Origin of the sequence: Micromonospora sp. NPDC048887 (genome assembly GCF_040649715.1) — a bacterium.
GTDB lineage: Bacteria > Actinomycetota > Actinomycetes > Mycobacteriales > Micromonosporaceae > Micromonospora.
Genome location: NZ_JBEZGA010000006.1, coordinates 1 through 17,407 on the forward strand (window position 1 = coordinate 1; position 17,407 = coordinate 17,407).

Sequence of the window (17,407 nt, forward strand, 5' to 3'; positions counted from 1 at the left end):
GTCGCAGAACCAGATACCGGAGACCTCTTCAGTTGTCGATCACCGCCACACCGTGACCTCGACGCTGCCAGCCCGACTTACGAAACACGCCTTAGGCGCGCGGCCCGCCCGGAACGATCCCGCCAGCACGACGACCGAGGTACAGCAGGCTGTACTTTCCGTGCCCGGCCCTGCCGCGCGGGGACCGCGGTGACCTATCGTGTCGGCCGGGGGTGGGCCGGGATGGAATACGTGCGCGGGCGGTTCCGCGCCTCGGTGGACGCGCTGGAACACCTGGTCGGCGGGCTGGGCACGGCCGTGCTGGCACTGGGCGCGCTGTTCGGGGTGATCGTCGTGGCGGCCGCCTGCGCCGGCGGGGTCGGGCTGCTGCTCGTACCCGGGATGCTGCGGGCGGTGCGGTCGGTGGCCGACCGGGAGCGCGCCCGGCTGTCCCGGTGGGGGTCGCCGATCCCGGCGCCCGGCCCGGTGCCGGACGGGCTGCGGCCGGCGCTGCGCGACCCGGTCGTCCGGCGGGAGCTGCGCTGGGTCGGCGCCCACGCCACGCTCGGCTTCGTCGCCGGGCTGATCGCGCTCGCGCTGCCGATCTACGCCGTGCAGGACATGACCTTCCCGCTGTGGTACCGGCTGGTGCCGCCGGAGGCCGGCGCGCCCGGGATCGGCTGGTGGCGCGTCGACGGGCTCGGCGACGCGCTGGTGGTCGGCGTGCTCGGCATCGGCTGGCTGGTGCTCGCGGTCGCGACCGGGCCGGCGCTGGCCCGGATCCAGGCCCGGCCGGGCCGCCGGCTGCTGCCCCCGCCGCCCGGGTTCGACCTGTCGCTGCGGGTCGCCGAGCTCACCGCCACCCGGGCCGCCGCGCTCGACGCCCACGCGGTGGAGCTGCGGCGGATCGAACGCTCGCTGCACGACGGCACCCAGAACCGGCTCGTCGCGGTGAACGTGCTGCTCGGCGCCGCCCGGCGGGCGGTACGCCGTGACCCGGACCGCGCCGACGAGATCCTGGAACGCGCGCAGAACGCGGCCGAGCAGGCGCTCGGCGAGCTGCGTACGGTGGTGCGGGGCATCCTGCCGCCGGTGCTCGGCGACCGGGGGCTGGCCGGGGCGCTCGCCGGGCTCGCCGCGGAGTGCGCGGTGCCGTGCCGCCTGTCGGTGGACGTCGACGCGCGCTGCGCGGCGTCGGTCGAGGCCACCGCGTACTTCGTGGTGGCCGAGGCGCTGACGAACGTGGTCCGGCACAGTGGCGCGGGCGCCGTGGAGGTCGCCGTGCGCCGGGAGGGGGACCGGCTGCTCGTGACGGTCACCGACGACGGGCGCGGCGACGCCGACGAGGCGCGCGGCTCCGGGCTGACCGGCATCCGCCGCCGGGTCGAGGCGTACGACGGGCGGATGACGCTGACGAGTCCTGCGGGAGGACCGACGAGGATGCACGTGGAGCTGCCATGCGGATCGTGATCGCCGAGGACGACGCGCTGCTGCGCGAGGGGCTGGCGCTGCTGCTGCGCGCCGAGGACCTGGACGTGGTCGCCACCGCCGGCACACCGGAGGAGTTCCTGACCGCCGTGGACGAGCACCGCCCGGACGTGGCGATCGTCGACGTGCGGATGCCGCCCACCCACACCGACGAGGGGATCGTCGCCGCGGTCGAGGCCCGCCGCCGCCTGCCGGGCCTCGCGGTGCTGGTCCTGTCCGCGTACGTCGAGCAGGCCTTCGCCACCGAGCTGTTCTCGGTCGGCGCCTCCGGGCTCGGCTACCTGCTCAAGGAGCGGGTGGGCCGGGTCGAGGAGTTCCTCGCCGCGCTGCACCGCGTCGCGAGCGGCGGCAGCGTGATCGACCCCGAGGTGGTCGGGCAGCTGCTCGCCCGCAACCGGCGGCCGGACACCGCGCTGGCCGAGCTGTCGCCGCGGGAGCACGAGGTGCTGGCGCTGATGGCCGAGGGGCTGGGCAACGGCGCGATCGCGGAACGGCTGTTCGTCACCGACGGCGCGGTGCACAAGCACATCCGCAACATCTTCGCGAAGCTCAGCCTGCCGCCGGACGACCGCGCGGACCGCCGGGTCACCGCCGTGCTGCGCTATCTCGACGGCCGGCGATAGGCGTACGCACGCGCGCCGCCTCGCGGAGAGACGGCGCGCGTGCGGTGTGACCTGGATCAGTCGGTGCCGCACAGGGCCGCGTCGACGGTGCTGGTGACCGCCTCCAGCATCTCCAGGCCGGTCGGCAGCGCGGTCACCGCGACCACCGCGCTGCGCCCGTCCGTGGTGGACAGGTTGCGCGTCTCGAAGCCCTGGATGTCGCCGCCGTGCCCCCAGGCGTGGCCGCCGCAGGGCAGCTCGTGCCGGGCGATGCCCAGGCCGTACGCCCATTCGCCGCTGGGCTCGAAGTCGGCCGCCGGCACGGTACGCGTCAGGGCCGCCTGCTGGGCCGGCTTGAGCAGCTTGCCCGCCAGCAGCGCCTCGAAGAACGCGCGCAGATCCGACGGCGTCGAGACGAGCTGGCCGGCGGCCCAGCCCAGCGACGGGTCCATCCGGGTCACGTCGACCCACGGCGCGCCGGGCCCCACCGCCACGTATCCGCGCGGCAGCCGGCCGGGCAGGTCCTGCTCGCCGGTCTGCGGCCAGTACGTGTCGCGCAGCCGCAGCGGCTCGATGATCCGCCGGGTGATCTCCTCACCGACCGGGCGCTTGGTGACCCGCTCGACGATCAGTCCGGCCAGGACGTAGTTGGTGTTGCTGTACTCCCACTTCGTCCCCGGCGGGAAGCGGCGGGACTGGGTGAGCGCCTCGTCCACGAGCCGGCGCGGGTCGAAGTACTCGCTGCGCCTGTCGATCAGATCCTGCTCCTCGGTGAAGACCACGTCGTCGTAGTCGGGCAGGCCGCTGGTCTGCTGCAACAACTGGCGTACGGTGATCCGCCGCCCGTCGTTGCCGTTGGCGCGCACCATGCCGGGTAGGTAGCGCTCGACGGTGGCATCCAGGTCGATCTTGCCCTCGCCGACGAGCTGGAGGACGACCACTGCGGTGAACGTCTTGGTGTTGCTGCCGACGCGCACCCGGGCGTCACGGGGGATCCCGGCGCCGGTGCGCAGGTCCCCGACCCCGGCGGTGTAGTCGCGCACCCGGCCCTCGCGGCGGACGGAGGCCAGCGCCCCGGGGAAGCCGTGCTCGGCGACCAGGCCGTCCAGTCGCGTCTGGACGGCGTCGGCGGCGGGACGCCGGGTGTCGGTGGTCGCGGCGGACGCGGCGGGCACACCGAGCGCGGTGACGGTCAGCAGGGCCGTGGCGCCGACGGCCAGCGGGAAGGTACGGCGGGTCATGGGAACTCCTCGACGGAGATGAACGGGTACGTCCTCAAGCCTCGCCAGAACCGGGCCCTCGCTCCATACCGCCAGCTGCCGAGCCGGGGTAGCGCTGGCACCACTTGATGGCACCGGTGCCGCCGGTTAGGCTCCGCGCAGCGTCGCGTGCCGGTGGCAGACCGTGTCAGGCATGGAGGCGCCGGACCGAAGGGAGCACGACGATGACACTCGTCGTCCCTTCGCCCTCGCCTCGTGGCTGAGGGCGAACAGGCCAGGCTGGTGGCCTGGAGCCGGGAGATGCGCGCCGTCCACGGGCGGCTGCGCGAGGCGCTGGAGGTGACCCGGCGGGCGCTCGCCGACGGTGAGCCGGCCCGCCCGGCGGCGCGTGACCTGCTGTTGTTCTGTCACGGGTTCTGCGCGGCGCTGACCGCGCACCACGAGGGCGAGGACCGCAGTCTCTTCCCGGCGATCGCGGCGCGGCATCCGGAGCTGCGCGGCACGCTGGACCGGCTGCGGCAGGACCACTCGATGATCGGGTACCTGCTGGCCGGGCTGAGCGCGGCGGTGGCCCGCGACGCCCCGCCGGGGGAACTGGCCCGGCACTTGGAGGGCGTGGCGGCGATCATGGAGTCGCACTTCCGGTACGAGGAACGGCAGCTGCTCACCGTGCTGGAGACGCTGGCACTTGACGCCGACCCGGCCGACGTCTTCGGACCGCTGTGACCCCGGGGCGCGGCCCGGCGGGATGCGCACCGCCGGGCCGCGGCCGGGCGCTCAGTTCAGGCCGCAGGTGGCCAGCGCGTCCAGGTTCGGGCGCTGCGCGCCGACCCGGTTGAACGCGATCTCGATGCGGTCGAGCGCCGCGACACGCTTGCTGCGCAGCGGCCCGAGGATCGCGTTGTCGATGAAGGCCGGCCCGCCCTCGGGGCGTACCGCGAGCTGGGCGAGGCGGGCGTTCGCCTCGGCGATCTGCTTGTCCAGCGTGGCCAGCTCGGCCTGTACCTGACCGGCGGCCGCCGCCGGAACGGCGGGCAGCGCGACCCGGGGGCAGTTCACGGTCCGCGCCGCGCCTCCGGCATTACCGTTCTGGCCGCCCGCGTTGCCGTTCTGCCCGCCGGCGTTGCCGTTCTGACCGTTGCCGTTCTGACCGCCCGCGTTCTGGCCGCCGCCGCCCTGTGCGGCGCCGCCGTTGACGGCGCTCGGCACGCCCGGGGCGTTGAGGGTGCAGGCCGCCAGCGCGTCCAGGTTCGGCCGCTGCGCGCCGATCCGGTTGAACGCGATCTCGATGCGGTCGAGCACGGCGACGCGCTTGCTGCGCAGCGGCCCGAGGATGGCGTTGTCGATGAACGCCGGGCCGCCCTCGGGGCGTACCGCCTGCCGGGCCAGCCGCTCGTTCTGCCGGGCGATCTCCTGGTCCAGGTTGGCCAGTTCCCGTTCCACCTGGGCCGATGCCGCCGCCGGGACGGCGGGCAGCTTGTCGCGTACGGTCGGGCAGTTCACGGTCTGCGCTGCGGCGGTGGCGGCCGGGCGGTTGTTCTCGCCCGCCGACGCCAGTTGCAGCCCACCGGCGAACAACAGCGCCGCGAGGGCGCCCACCCCGCCGAGCTTCAGGACCGCGGTCTTGCGCGTACCCCTGGCCATGCACCTCTCCTCTGGTTGACCGGGAGGCCCGGCGCGGCGGCTGCCGCCCCGTCTCCACGGTGCGAAGTGACGACTGGAGGAATCGTGCTCGTGCCCGCTCCGGCATCGCGGTTCCGGCCGATGTTCCGGTCGGCAGTGGATACGGACGGCGCGGCGCGATCGTTCAGTGCGCGCGAAGGTTTGACCGTATCGACGTCCGTCGTTAGGCTGCGCTGAAAGCGCTTACTGCGCGGGAGGCGTGAGCGTTCGTGGCACTGACGTCCGGGTATCAAGGCCCGTCCCCGACACCGACCGGGCATCGGTGCCGGCGGGGGCACGGCACCACCACCCGCAGGAGACCACCATGAACAACCGACACCGCCGTACGGTGTTGTGGACGTCCGCCGCGGCGACCGCCGCGCTCGCCGCGTCCGGACTGGCCGTCGGCGCGACCGCCGCGCAGGCGGCCGCCGGCTGCCGCGTCGACTACGCCGTCACCGCGCAGTGGGGCGGCGGCTTCACCGCGAACGTCAACCTGACGAACCTCGGCGACCCGCTCAACGGCTGGGCCGTCACCTGGACCTTCGGCGCCGGGCAGACCGTCGCCCAGTCCTGGGGCGCCGACATCACCGCGAGCGGCGCGTCGGTGCGCGCCGTCAACGTCAGCTACAACGGCAGCCTGGGCACCAACGCGAGCACGTCGTTCGGCTTCAACGGCACCTGGAACAACAGCAGCAACCCGGTGCCGTCCACCTTCGCGGTCAACGGCGTCACCTGCACCGGCGGGGTCACCCCGACCACCGGCACGCCGACCAGTGCTCCGCCGCCCAGCACGCCGCCGCCGAGCAGCCCGCCCCCGAGCACGCCGCCGCCGAGCACGCCGCCGGCCGGTGGGGCGATCTACGCCGCGCCGAACGGCACCGCCGGGGCGGCCGGCACCCAGGCCAGCCCCACCACGATCGCCACGGCGATCACCCGCGTCGGGGCGGGCGGCACGATCTATCTGCGCGGCGGCACGTACAACCTGTCCCAGACGGTCACCGTCGCCGCCGGCAACAACGGCACGTCGAGCGCCCGTAAGAACCTGTACGCCTACCCGGGCGAGACGCCGATCCTGAACTTCTCGGCGATGAGCGAGGACCCGGCCAACCGGGGACTGGCGCTCAACGCCTCGTACTGGCACGTGCGCGGGCTCGTGGTGGAGCGGGCCGGTGACAACGGCATCTTCGTCGGCGGCAGCAACAACATCATCGAGCGGACGGTGACCCGCTTCAACCGCGACACCGGGCTGCAACTGTCCCGCATCGCCTCCAGCACGCCGCGCGACCAGTGGCCCGCGAACAACCTCATGGTCAGCGTGGAGTCGCACGACAACGCCGACTCTGACGGCGAGGACGCCGACGGGTTCGCGGCCAAGCTCACAGTCGGCAGTGGAAACGTCTTCCGGTACGCGGTGTCGCACCACAACATCGACGACGGCTGGGACCTCTACACCAAGTCCGACACCGGCGCGATCGGCCCGGTGACCATCGAGGACTCCCTCGCGTACAGCAACGGCACACTGAGCAACGGCACGCAGAACGGCAACGGTGACCGCAACGCCTTCAAGCTCGGCGGCGAGGACATCGCGGTGAACCACACCGTCCGGCGCACCATCGCGTACCGAAACGGCAAGCACGGGTTCACGTACAACCGCAACCCGGGCACCATGACGATCTCGAACAACCTGAGCATCGACAACGCCGAGCGCAACTTCTCGTTCGACGCCGGCACCTCGGTCTTCCGGAGCAACACGTCCTGCCGCTTCGCCGGCAGCGGCTCCAATGACAAGACGGTCGGAAACGTGGACGGCTCGAACCAGTTCTGGTCCGGCTCCAACGGCTCCCGCTGCGCCACGTACTCCGGGGCTCTGGCCTGGTCCTTCGCCGCCGACGGCCGCCTCACGGTGACCCTGGGCGGCCGCGCCGTCTCCCTCTGACGGCCCACCCACCTGAGTCGATCATGAGGTTGGCGGCCGGATCGAAGATCGACAACGCCGCCAACCTCATGATCGACCGGGTGGAGGTTTGGCCGGGGAGCGGCTTGACAGGGTGATCGTGGATTAGGTTAGCCTAACCTGCGTGACGAGCGGAACGGTGCGGGCCGACGGCCTGCGGGGCAGTGAGCTGCGGTTGGGTTACCACGGCAAGACGGTGGTGCACGACGCCGCCATCACGCTGCGGCCCGCGGCCGTGACCGCGCTGGTCGGCCCGAACGGCAGCGGCAAGTCGACGCTGCTGCGCGGGCTGGCCCGCCTGCACCCGCTGGAGCACGGCGAGATCGTGCTCGCCGACGGCACCCCGGCGCGGGCGCTGTCCGCCCGGGACTTCGCCCGCCGGGTGACGCTGCTGGCGCAGAGCCGCCCCACCCCCAGCGGGGTGACGGTGCGGGACGTGGTCGGCTACGGCCGGCACCCGTACCGGCAGCGGTGGCGCGCCGGCGACCCCGACGGCCCGGCCGCGATCGAGCGGGCCATGACCGTCACAGGTGTCGACGGCATGGCCGGCCGGCCGGTCGACGAACTGTCCGGCGGCGAGCTGCAACGGGTGTGGCTGGCCACCTGCCTGGCCCAGGACACCGCGATCCTGCTGCTGGACGAGCCGACCACGTTCCTGGACCTGCGCTACCAGGTGGAGATCCTCGACCTGATGCGCGACCTCGCCGACACCGCCGGCGTCGCCGTCGGTGTGGTGCTGCACGACCTCAACCAGGCGGCCGCCGTCGCCGACCACGTCGTGCTCCTGCACGAAGGCCGGGTACGCGGTGCCGGCACGCCGCACGAGGTGTTCACCGAGGCGGCGCTCACCGAGGCGTACGGCATCCGCGTCGAGGTGACCGTTGACCCGGTCACCAACCTGCTCTCCACCCGCCCCGTCGGCCGGCACACGACCCGCGTCTGCGCCTGACCGATCCCTGCCCACAGAAGAGAAACGATGTTGCGTACCCGTCTGACCCTGCTCGCCGCCGCCGCGGCGAGCGCGCTGCTGATCGCCGGCTGCGGCACCACCGAGGAGCCCGCCGCCGCACCGTCCCCCTCCGACGCCGCGTCCACCGGCCCGGTCACCGTCACCGACAGCCGGGGCAAGACCATCACCCTCAAGAGCCCCGCCACCAAGGTCGTCGGCCTGGAGTGGGGCGAGGTGGAGATGCTCGTCGGCCTCGGCGTCATGCCGGTCGGTGTGGCCGACCCGAAGGGGTACGCCACCTGGGTGACCGCCGCCCCGCTCGACCCGGGCGTCAAGGACGTCGGCACCCGTGGTGAGCCGAGCGTCGACTCCATCGTCGCCCTCCAGCCGGACCTCGTGGTGATGGAGGCCGAGCGCGGCTCCGCCGTCGTCACCCAGCTGGAGAAGTACGTCCCGGTGCTGGTCACCAAGGGCAGCGACGCCTCCGACAACATCGGCCGGATGCGCTCGGACCTGAAGATGATCGCCACCGCGACCGGCCGTACCGCCCAGGCGGACAAGCTGCTCGCCGACTTCGACGCCGCGATCGCCGACGGCAAGAAGAAGATCGCCGACGCCGGTGCGGCCGGCAAGCAGTTCGCCTTCGCCGACGGCTGGAAGGAGGGCAGCACCGTCTCGATCCGGATGTTCGGCCAGGGCGCGCTCGTCTCCCAGCTCGGCATCCAGCTCGGCCTCAAGAACGCCTGGACCGGCAAGACCGACGAGATGTGGGGCCTGGGCCAGACCGACGTCGAGGGCATGAACGTCCTCAAGGGTCAGGACCTGCACTTCTTCTACAACGCCTCGGACGGCACCGACGTGTTCGCCGACGGCCTCGCCGGCAACGCGATCTGGCGCGCCCTGCCGTTCGTCCAGCAGAACAAGCTGCACAAGATGCCCAACGGCATCTGGACGTTCGGCGGCACGCTTTCCGCCAAGCAGTACATCGACGAGCTCGTCAAGGTCTACACGGCTTGAGCGCGATGACCGCCCCCGCCCCGCCGGGGCCGGCCACCCGGCCGGCCCCGGTCGGGCCGCCGCCCGCCCGGCGCAGCCGGGTGGCCGGCGCGTTCGCCCTCGCCGCCGGGCTGCTCGTCGCGATCACCGCGGTGCACCTCACCCAGGGCACGTCGTCCGTCGGCGCGCTGGACCTGCTCCGGCTGCTCACCGGCGGCGACGACGAGACCGCCCGGGTGCTCGTCGCCTCCCGCCTGCCCCGGCTGCTCACCGGCCTCGCCGTCGGCATCGCCCTCGGTTTCGCCGGCGCGGCGTTGCAGTCGACCACCCGCAACCCGCTCGCCTCACCGGACACGCTCGCCGTCAACGCGGGCGCGCACCTGGCGATCGTCGCCACCGCCGCGTTCGGCATCGCGCTGCCCGCGCTGCCCGCTGGCGGGCTGGCGTTCTGCGGCGGCCTCGCCGCAGCCTCCCTGGTCATGCTGCTCTCGGCCGGCGGCCAGGCGGCCACCACCCGGCTCATCCTCGCCGGTTCGGCCACCGCGATGGCGCTCTCCTCGCTGACCATGCTGCTCATGCTGCTCTTCGAGCAGGCCACCATCGGCCTGTTCGCGTGGGGCAACGGCTCGCTCGTGCAGGGCGACCTGGTCGCGTTCACCCAGCTCGCCCCCGTGATCGGGGTCGCCGCGCTGGTGCTGGTGGCCCTCGGGCACCGGCTGGACCTGCTCGCCCTCGGCGACGACACCGCCACCGTGCTCGGGCTCAACGTGCGCCGTACCCGGCTGACAGTCGTGCTGCTCGCCGTGCTGCTCTCCGCCGCTGCGGTCACCCTGGCCGGGCCGATCGGCTTCGTCGGCCTCGGCGCCCCGGTGATCGTCCGGCTGCTCGGCCGCTGGGTGCCCGAGGTGCACCGGCACCGCATCCTGATGCCGCTGTCCGGCATCGTCGGCGTCGTCATCGTGCTCGGCTCCGACGTGCTGCTGCGCGCCGTGCTCGGCGGGCAGGCCGGGGTCGACGTGCCGACCGGCGTGGTGACCACGCTCTTCGGCGCGGTGCTGCTGGTCTGGCTGGCCCGCCGCCACCGCGACGCCGGGCCGACCCGGCAGGCGCCGGGCGGCCACGCCGCCGTCCGCTCCCGCGGCTTCGTCGCCTCCGTGATCGCGGTCTGCGCGGTCGTCGTCACCGCCGCGCTGCTGCTCGGCATGCTCGCCGGGGACACCTGGGTGCTGCTCGGCGACATCGTCAACTGGGTGCAGGGCCGCACCGGACCGGCGTACACCTTCGTGCTGGACGCCCGCTGGCCGCGCGTCGCCGCGGCGCTGCTGGCCGGCGCGGCGCTGGCCCTGGCCGGCACCACTGTGCAGGCCGTCTGCCGCAACCCGCTCGCCGAACCGGGCATCCTCGGCATCACCGGCGGCGCCGGCATCGGCGCCGTGTCGCTGCTGACGTTCGCGCCGATGGCCGGCGTGCTCGCCCTGTCCGGCGCCGCCGGCCTCGGCGCGGTCGTCGCATTCGCGCTGGTCTACGGCCTGGCCCGGCGGCGAGGGCTCAACTCCGACCGGCTGGTGCTGATCGGGTTCGCGGTCTGGCAGGGCGGTACGGCGATCATCACGTTCATCGTGGTCTCGTCCGACCCGTGGAACACCGGCAAGGCCCTGACCTGGCTGTCCGGCTCCACCTACGGGCGTACCGCCCCGCAGGTGCTGCCGGTGGCGATCGCGCTGCTGGTCGCCCTGCCGGTGGTCGCCGCCGTACGCCGCGAGCTGGATCTGCTCGCGCTCGACGACGACACGCCCCGGGTGCTCGGCGTCCGGCTGGAACGCGCCCGCCTGGTCGCGCTCGGCCTGGCGGCGCTGCTCACCGCCACCGCCGTGTCGGCGGTCGGCGTGATCGGCTTCGTCGGCCTGGTCGCGCCGCACGCCGCCCGCGCGCTCGTCGGCGGGCGGCACACCCGCGTGCTGCCGGTCGCGGTGCTGCTCGGCGCCGCCCTGGTCAGCCTCGCCGACACACTCGGCCGCAGCGTCATCGCACCGGCCCAGGTCCCCGCCGGTCTGGTCACCGCCATGATCGGCACCCCGTACTTCGTCTGGCTGCTGTGGCGTTCCCGCGCCGCCGCAGCCGCCCGTTGACCCGTTCACCCACGCACCACCCACCGGCCGTGAGAGGAATGACGCATGACCAGCACCCTGGCCGTCGCGCCCTGGCGAGTCTTCACCGTCGAGGTCCGCGCGCTACGGCGGCTCGGCCCGTCGTTCCTGCGGGTGACGCTCACCGGCCCGGACCTGGACCGGTTCGCCGACAACGGGTACGACCAGCGGATCAAGCTGGCCCTGCCGGCTGCCGACGGCGTGGCGGGGGAGCTGCCCGAAGGGCCGGACTGGTTCGCGCGGTGGCGTGCGCTGCCGGACGGGCTGCGCAGCCCGATCCGCACCTACACGGTCCGGGCGGTCCGGCCGGAGGCGTACGAGGTGGACGTGGACATGGCGCTGCACGGCGACGGCGGCCCGGCCACCCGGTGGGCGCGGCGCGCCCGCCTCGGTGACCGGATCGCGCTCGTCGGCCCCGACGCCGGGTGGGACGGCCCGCACGGCGGGGTCGAGTTTCAGCCGCCGGCCGGGGCGACGCTGCTGCTCGCAGGCGACGAGACCGCCGCGCCGGCCATCTGCGCGATCCTGGAACGGCTGCCCGCGCAGGCGCGCGGGCACGCGCTGGTGGAGGTGCCGGAGACCGGCGACGAGCTGTCGTGCCGGGCCCCGGCCGGCGTCACCGTGACCTGGCTGCCCCGCGACGGCGCCCCGCACGGCAGCCGGCTCACCCCGGCCGTGACGAGCCTGGCCGGCCGGCTGGTGCCGGTACCGGCCGCTCCGGTCGCCGCGCCGCTGGCCGAGGTGGACGTGGACCGGGACATCCTCTGGGAGGTGCCGGAGCGGCCCGACGGCGCGGCGCTCTACGCCTGGCTGGCCGGGGAGGCGGCGGTGATCCGCGGCCTGCGCCGGCACCTGGTCACCGAGCGCGGCATGGACCGGCGCGCGGTGGCGTTCATGGGTTACTGGCGGGCCGGTCGCGCGGAGAACTGATCGTCCCCACCGCCGTCGAAGCGGGCCGGCGCATGACGCGCCGGCCCGCTTTCGTCATCCGCGCGGCGCGTACGGGGCGAGCGGGTTGACCAGGGTGCCGGCGAACTGCAACGCGGCCGACGGGTCGGACAGGTCCACCATCTGCTGGTTGTTGCGCAGCTGAAGCCGGTTGAGGCAGGACAGCGTGAACTCCGGCGCGAACAGGTCGTGCCGGCGCATCCGGTCGGTCAGGTGCGGCACGGTGGCGGCGTAGCCGGCGGCGCACTCGGCGACGGTGCGCCAGAACTCGTCCTGGTCGAGCACGCCCCGGGTGTGCAGGGTGGCGCTCAGGTGCCGCAGGAAGCAGTCGAACACGTCGGTGAAGATGGACAGGATCTTCTCGTCCTCTCCGATGGCGGCCCGGATCCGCCGGACCCGCTCGGGCAGGTCCGCGTCCGGGTCCATCACCACGATCTCCTCGGCGATGTCCTTGAAGACGACCCGTTCGACCACGCTGTCGTGCAGCACCAGGATGACGTTCTCGCCGTGCGGCATGAACGCCAGGTCGTGGGCGTACAGGCTGTGCAGCAGCGGCACCAGGTAGGCGTCCAGGTAGCGGCGCAGCCAGTCGGCCGGCGCCAGCCCCGACTCGTCGATCAGCGCCGCGGCGAGCGAGCGGCCGTCCCGGTCCAGGTGCAGCAGCGACGCCATGGTGGCCAGCCGCCGCCCGGGTTCCAGCCCGGGGACCGGGCTCTCCCGCCACAGCGCCGCCAGCATCTTCCGGTACGGCGAGTAGCGATCGGTGGCCGCCTCGTACTGCCGGTGCCGGTAGCCGATCGCGGCCCGCTCCCGGATGATCGACAGGCCGGTGCGCTTGAGCACCGGGTCGCCCTCGATCAGCCCGGCCAGCCAGTCGTTGATGGCCGGCGTCGCCTCCATGTACGCGGCGGACAGCCCGCGCATGAAGCCCATGTTCAGCACCGACAGCGCGGTCTTCACGTAGTGCTTGGCCGGGTCGGTGACGTTGAAGAAGGTACGGATGGACTGCTGCGCGAGATATTCGTCAGGCCCTTCGCCGAGGCAGACCAGCCGGCGCGCGGCCACCTCACCGGCGAACGTCACGGCGAGCTTGTTCCACCACTGCCACGGGTGCACCGGGACGAGCAGGTAGTCGGCCGGGTCCAGGCCCAGCCCGGTGAGCGTGGCGGTGAACCCGGCCAGCGTCCGCTCGCCCAGCTCGGCCCGGACCAGCGTGTCGTAGTCCAGGTCGTCGGCGCAGGTGAACGTGGTGTGGTCGCGGTGCGCGGCGAGCCAGAGCAGCCGTACCGGCGCGGCGGCCTCCGGGGCGTACGCGTGGTACTCGTGCACGCCGAAGCCGATGCGGCCGTTGTTCGCCACGAAGCAGGGATGCCCCTCGGTCATGCCGGTCTCGATCGCCTGGAAACCGGCGGCGGCCAGCTCGGCGGCGCTCAGCGCGGGCTTGGCGAGCTTGTACGCGGTCCCGGCCAGCGTGGACGTGATCTCCTCCAGGTAGACCGGCAGGATCGCGTCGGTGAGGCCGAGCGCGCCGCGCAGCTCCACGCAGAGGTCGACGGCGTCGGGCGGCAGTTCCGCGCCGTCGCGGCGGCGCACGATGCTGTCCGCGTCGACCTCCCAGTGGTCGAGCGCCAGCAGCTGCGCGGTGAACCGGTACTCCACGGCGCCGTCGTCGCCGCGTACCAGCCACCGGCCCGGGCCGGCGGGCTCGGGCGTGATCAGGCGCTCGTGGGCGAACTCGGCCAGCGCCTTGCGCACCAGCAGCCGGTTGGCCGTCGCCCACGCCTCGGGGGTCAGGTGGTCCACTGATGCGCTGGCGTTCACGCCGGTGCCCCTTTCTCGCCTGTGGGCGCGCCGGTGGCGGCCCGGAACTGGTCCCGCGTGCAGACGCTCAGCAGCGCCTCCTTCTCGGGCTTGCGGATCGGCCCGACGACTGTGAAGCCGACGGCCGCGTTCAGCGCGTGCACGGCGGTGTTGCGCACGTCCGGCTCCACCACCACCCGGCGGGTCGCCGGGTCGGCGAACAGCCACGCCATCACCGTGGTGATGACGGCCCGGGTGAAGCCGTGCACAGGCGTGTCGGCGGGTGCGCAGAGGAAGTGCATGCCCACGTCGCCGGGCGCCGGCTCGTACAGGCCGACCAGTTCGACCCGGGCCGGGTCGTACCGCTCGGCCAGGAACGCCGGGGCGCCGCGCCACGATCCCAGGTACGCGTCGTGGTGCGGATGGTCGGCGATGCGCCGGTACTCGGCGGCGACGGCCGGCACGTCGGCGTCCCGCATCAGCCAGAACGCGGACTTGGGATGGGTGACCCAGCGGTGCAGCAGCGCGGCGTCGGCCTCCGGGTCCAGCGGTCGCAGGGTGAACTCGCCCAGCGCGTCGTCGACGCGGGTGAAGCTGGTCATGCGGGGCCGTCTGGGCATGCGCTCGCGGCCCTCGCTTCGCTCGGTGCGCTCGCTCATGCGGGCGCTCCGGCGGGCGCGCCGAACTCCTGGAACGCGATTGTCTTCTCCACCGGGTAGTGCTCCCGGCCGGTCATCTCGCGGATCAGCCACGAGTTGCGGTACGGGCCCATGCCCAGGTCGGGTGAGGTGATGCTGTGCGTGTGGGTGCCGCCGTTCTGCAGGAACACGCCACGGCCGGTGTGGTCGACGCTGTAGTTGCGGGCCACGTCGAAGCGGCCGTGCGCGTCGAAGCGCAGCCGGTCGCGTACCGGCGCGAGGAACTCCGGCACCCGGTAGTGGTAGCCGGTGGCCAGCACCAGCCCTTCCGTGTCCAGCGTGAACGCGCGGTCCTGCTCGGTGTGACGGAACCCGAGCCGGTAGCGGCCGTCGGCGTACGCCGCCTCGACCAGTTCGGTGTTCGTCAGCAGGCGGGTCGGCGCCGGTGTGTGCAGGCTCTTGGCGTACAGCAGGTCGTAGATGTCGTTGATCAGGTCGGCGTTGATGCCCTTGAACAGCGGCTTCTGCGCGGCCTCCAGCGCGTAGCGGGTCGGCTCGGGCAACGCGTGGAAGTAGTCCACGTAGTCCGGCGAGGTCATCTCCAGCGTCAGCTTGGTGTACTCCAGCGGGAAGAACCGGGGCGAGCGGGTCACCCAGGTGAGCTGGTAGCCGTACGTGTCGATGTCGCCGAGCAGGTCGTGGTAGATCTCGGCGGCGCTCTGGCCGCTGCCGACGATCGTGATGCTGTCCTTGGCCCGCAGCGCCTCCCGGTGCTCCAGGTAGCGCGAATTGTGGATCAGGTCGCCGCCCAGCCCGGCGCAGGACGGCGGCAGGTACGGCGGCGTGCCGGTGCCGAGCACGAGGTGCCGGGCCCGGTGCGTGACCGGCCCGTCCGGCGTGTCGGCGTGCACCACGTACCGGTCGCCGGCCTCGTCGTACTCGACGGCGGTGACCGTGTGCCGGAACCGCACGTTCGGCAGCTTGGCGGCGGCCCAGCGGCAGTAGTCGTTGTATTCGGCGCGCAGCGGGAAGAAGCTCTCCCGGATGTAGAACGGGTAGAGCCGGCCGGTGTCCTTCAGGTAGCACAGGAACGAGAACGGCGAGGTGGGGTCCGCGAGCGTCACCAGGTCGGCGATGAACGGCGTCTGGAGCCGGGTGGATTCGAGCAGCATGCCGGGATGCCAGTCGAAGCTGTCCCGGGCCTCCAGGAACAGCCCGTCGAGGTCGTCGACCGGCGCGGTGAGGCAGGCCAGACCGAGGTTGTACGGGCCCAGCCCGACGGCGATGAAGTCGTGGGTAGACATGGTCTCGTTCTCCTCGACGGGGGTCAGCCGACCGGGCAGGACAGCTCGGCGGCGGTGGCGGTCCGGGCGTACCAGGCGGCGTGGCCGGCGATCAGGTCCAGCACGTGGACGACGTCGTCGACAGTGGTCTCCGGGTTGAGCAGGGTGAGCTTCAGGTGGTGCGCGCCGTCGACCCGGGTGCCGGCGACCAGGGCGGCCCCGGAGGCGGCGAGCGCGTCGCGGGCGTGCAGGTTGACCTCGTCGACCAGGTCGGGGGCGAGGCCGGGCGGCCGGTAACGGAACACCACAGTGCTCAGCCGCGACGGCGCGGCCACCTCGAAGCGCGGGTCGTCGTCGAGCCGCCGCCACGCCTGCGCCGCGAGGTCGACGACCTGGTCGAACAGCGCGCCGATCGCGTCCGGGCCCATGATCCGCAGGGTCAGCCAGAGCTTGCACGCGTCGAACCGGCGGGTGGTCTGGATGCTCTTGTCGACCTGGTTCGGTACGCCCTGCTCGACCGCGCGTACCGGGTTGAGGTAGTCGGCGTGCCAGGTGGCGTGGCGCAGCACCCGCGCGTCGCGGACCAGCAGCGCGCTGGAGCTGACCGGCTGGAAGAACGACTTGTGGTAGTCGACAGTCACCGAGGTGGCCCGTTCGATGCCGTCGAGCAGGTGCCGGCGGGTGGGGGAGACGAGCAGCCCGCAGCCGTACGCGGCGTCGACGTGCAGCCAGATCCCGGCGGCGGCGCAGATGTCGGCGATCTCCGGCAGCGGGTCGATGCTGCCGAAGTCGGTGGTGCCGGCGGTGGCGACGACGGCCATCACCACCTGGCCGTCGCGGTGGCAGCTGTCGATCGCGCGGTTCAGCTCGTCGGTGCGCATCCGCCGGTTGTCGTCGGTGGGCACTGTGAGCACCGCGTCGGCGGCCAGGCCGAGCAGCTTGGCGGCCTTCTGCACACTGAAGTGACCGGCCGCCGAGGTGATGACGCGCAGCCGGGACAGCACCTGAGGGCGGTCCGGCCGGCCGGCGGCCCCGCCCACCACCCGTCGGTACGCCTCCTCGCGCGCCAGCAGCATCGCCTGGAGGTTCGACTGGGTGCCGCCGCTGGTGAAGACCCCGTCGGCGCCGGGGCCGAGCCCGATGCGCCCGGCCGTCCAGTCGATGAGCCGCCGCTCCATCAGCGTCGCGCCCGCGCTCTGGTCCCAGGTGTCCAGCGAGGAGTTGACGGCGCTGAGCACCGCCTCGCCGAGCAGCGCCGGGATGACCACCGGGCAGTTCAGGTGCGCCAGGTAGCGCGGGTGGTGGAACCACACGGCGTCGCGCAGCCACACGTCGTGCAGCTCGTCCAGGGCGGCGTCGGTGTCGGCGAGCGGCCGGTCCAGGTCGATGCCGCCGATGAGCGGCGCCAGCTCGTCGGGTGTGACGCCGGTGAACGGCCGGTCCGCCTCCCCCACCCGGCGGGCGACCCGGTCGACGCCGCGCGCCAGCACGTCCCGGTACCGCCCGAGCGAGCCGGCGTTGAACAGGTGAGCGCGTGCCGTGTCGGCGGCGCGCCCGGCGTCGGTCGGGCTCCCGATCGAACTCATGCGACATCCCAGCGGTCGTACGGACAGGACGCGGCGCGAGCCGCGGCGATCAGGTTAGGTTAGGCTCGCCTAACTATCAAGCGCGACTCGGGATGCTTTGTCCCGGATGTGCCGCCGGTTGGCGCCACAACCGCGTCGCGGTAAGGTCGCCG

The 17,407-nt window shown here is 73.2% G+C and carries 14 protein-coding genes; 8 read left to right on the forward strand and 6 right to left on the reverse strand.

The annotated features are described in order from the left end of the window. The first annotated feature begins 222 nt into the window (after positions 1-222). Both AB0C17_RS11835 and AB0C17_RS11840 read left to right on the forward strand, forming a co-directional pair. Complete coding sequence (locus AB0C17_RS11835; RefSeq protein WP_357472995.1) at positions 223-1,449, forward strand: sensor domain-containing protein; 1,227 nt, start codon at positions 223-225, stop codon at positions 1,447-1,449. Further along, positions 1,437-2,090, forward strand: coding sequence for a response regulator transcription factor (locus AB0C17_RS11840; protein WP_357384817.1), 654 nt, complete (start codon positions 1,437-1,439; stop codon positions 2,088-2,090). The genes AB0C17_RS11835 and AB0C17_RS11840 overlap by 13 nt, the downstream gene beginning before the upstream one ends. A 56-nt stretch (positions 2,091-2,146) precedes the next feature. Here AB0C17_RS11840 and AB0C17_RS11845 read toward each other — a convergent pair whose 3' ends face one another. Next, entirely contained in the window at positions 2,147-3,310 is a 1,164-nt protein-coding gene (locus AB0C17_RS11845) for a serine hydrolase domain-containing protein (protein ID WP_357384819.1), read from the reverse strand. A 234-nt stretch (positions 3,311-3,544) separates the two neighbouring features. On the opposite strand from AB0C17_RS11845, the gene AB0C17_RS11850 reads away from it, so the two are divergent. Further along, positions 3,545-4,015, forward strand: a complete 471-nt coding sequence (locus AB0C17_RS11850) for a hemerythrin domain-containing protein (protein WP_357384821.1) — start codon at positions 3,545-3,547, stop codon at positions 4,013-4,015. Between the two features lie 51 nt (positions 4,016-4,066). Here AB0C17_RS11850 and AB0C17_RS11855 read toward each other — a convergent pair whose 3' ends face one another. Next, the gene (locus AB0C17_RS11855; RefSeq protein ID WP_357384823.1) at positions 4,067-4,933 is read right to left on the reverse strand and encodes a hypothetical protein; all 867 of its coding nucleotides are present in this window, start codon (positions 4,931-4,933) and stop codon (positions 4,067-4,069) included. Between the two features lie 343 nt (positions 4,934-5,276). Here AB0C17_RS11855 and AB0C17_RS11860 point away from each other — a divergent pair, with 343 nt between their 5' ends. The 5 genes from AB0C17_RS11860 to AB0C17_RS11880 all read left to right on the forward strand — a co-directional run bounded on the left by AB0C17_RS11860 (position 5,277) and on the right by AB0C17_RS11880 (position 11,930). Continuing rightward, positions 5,277-6,890, forward strand: a complete 1,614-nt coding sequence (locus AB0C17_RS11860; protein ID WP_357478269.1) for a cellulose-binding domain-containing protein — start codon at positions 5,277-5,279, stop codon at positions 6,888-6,890. 157 nt (positions 6,891-7,047) lie between these two features. Further along, positions 7,048-7,857, forward strand: coding sequence for an ABC transporter ATP-binding protein (locus AB0C17_RS11865; RefSeq protein WP_357471251.1), 810 nt, complete (start codon positions 7,048-7,050; stop codon positions 7,855-7,857). A gap of 27 nt (positions 7,858-7,884) precedes the next feature. Continuing rightward, positions 7,885-8,874 (forward strand): iron-siderophore ABC transporter substrate-binding protein, encoded by a 990-nt coding sequence (locus tag AB0C17_RS11870; protein ID WP_357384827.1) that lies wholly within the window; start codon positions 7,885-7,887, stop codon positions 8,872-8,874. A gap of 5 nt (positions 8,875-8,879) precedes the next feature. Then, positions 8,880-10,982: an iron ABC transporter permease gene (locus AB0C17_RS11875; RefSeq protein WP_357478515.1), complete on the forward strand. Its 2,103-nt coding sequence runs from the start codon at positions 8,880-8,882 to the stop codon at positions 10,980-10,982. 45 nt (positions 10,983-11,027) lie between these two features. Further along, positions 11,028-11,930, forward strand: a complete 903-nt coding sequence (locus AB0C17_RS11880) for a siderophore-interacting protein (RefSeq protein ID WP_357384829.1) — start codon at positions 11,028-11,030, stop codon at positions 11,928-11,930. 54 nt (positions 11,931-11,984) lie between these two features. Here AB0C17_RS11880 and AB0C17_RS11885 read toward each other — a convergent pair whose 3' ends face one another. From AB0C17_RS11885 to AB0C17_RS11900, 4 genes are read right to left on the reverse strand one after another with little or no spacing between them, the layout of a single operon-like run. Next, a complete protein-coding gene (locus AB0C17_RS11885; protein ID WP_357384831.1) occupies positions 11,985-13,769 on the reverse strand; it encodes an IucA/IucC family siderophore biosynthesis protein in 1,785 nt (594 codons plus the stop codon). After that, entirely contained in the window at positions 13,766-14,350 is a 585-nt protein-coding gene (locus AB0C17_RS11890) for a GNAT family N-acetyltransferase (protein WP_357384833.1), read from the reverse strand. Before AB0C17_RS11890 ends, AB0C17_RS11885 begins: the two co-directional genes overlap by 4 nt. Positions 14,351-14,403: 53 nt before the next feature. Next, positions 14,404-15,690: a lysine N(6)-hydroxylase/L-ornithine N(5)-oxygenase family protein gene (locus AB0C17_RS11895; protein ID WP_357471216.1), complete on the reverse strand. Its 1,287-nt coding sequence runs from the start codon at positions 15,688-15,690 to the stop codon at positions 14,404-14,406. A 23-nt stretch (positions 15,691-15,713) separates the two neighbouring features. Next, a complete protein-coding gene (locus AB0C17_RS11900) occupies positions 15,714-17,255 on the reverse strand; it encodes an aspartate aminotransferase family protein (RefSeq protein WP_357384837.1) in 1,542 nt (513 codons plus the stop codon). Positions 17,256-17,407 lie beyond the last annotated feature (152 nt).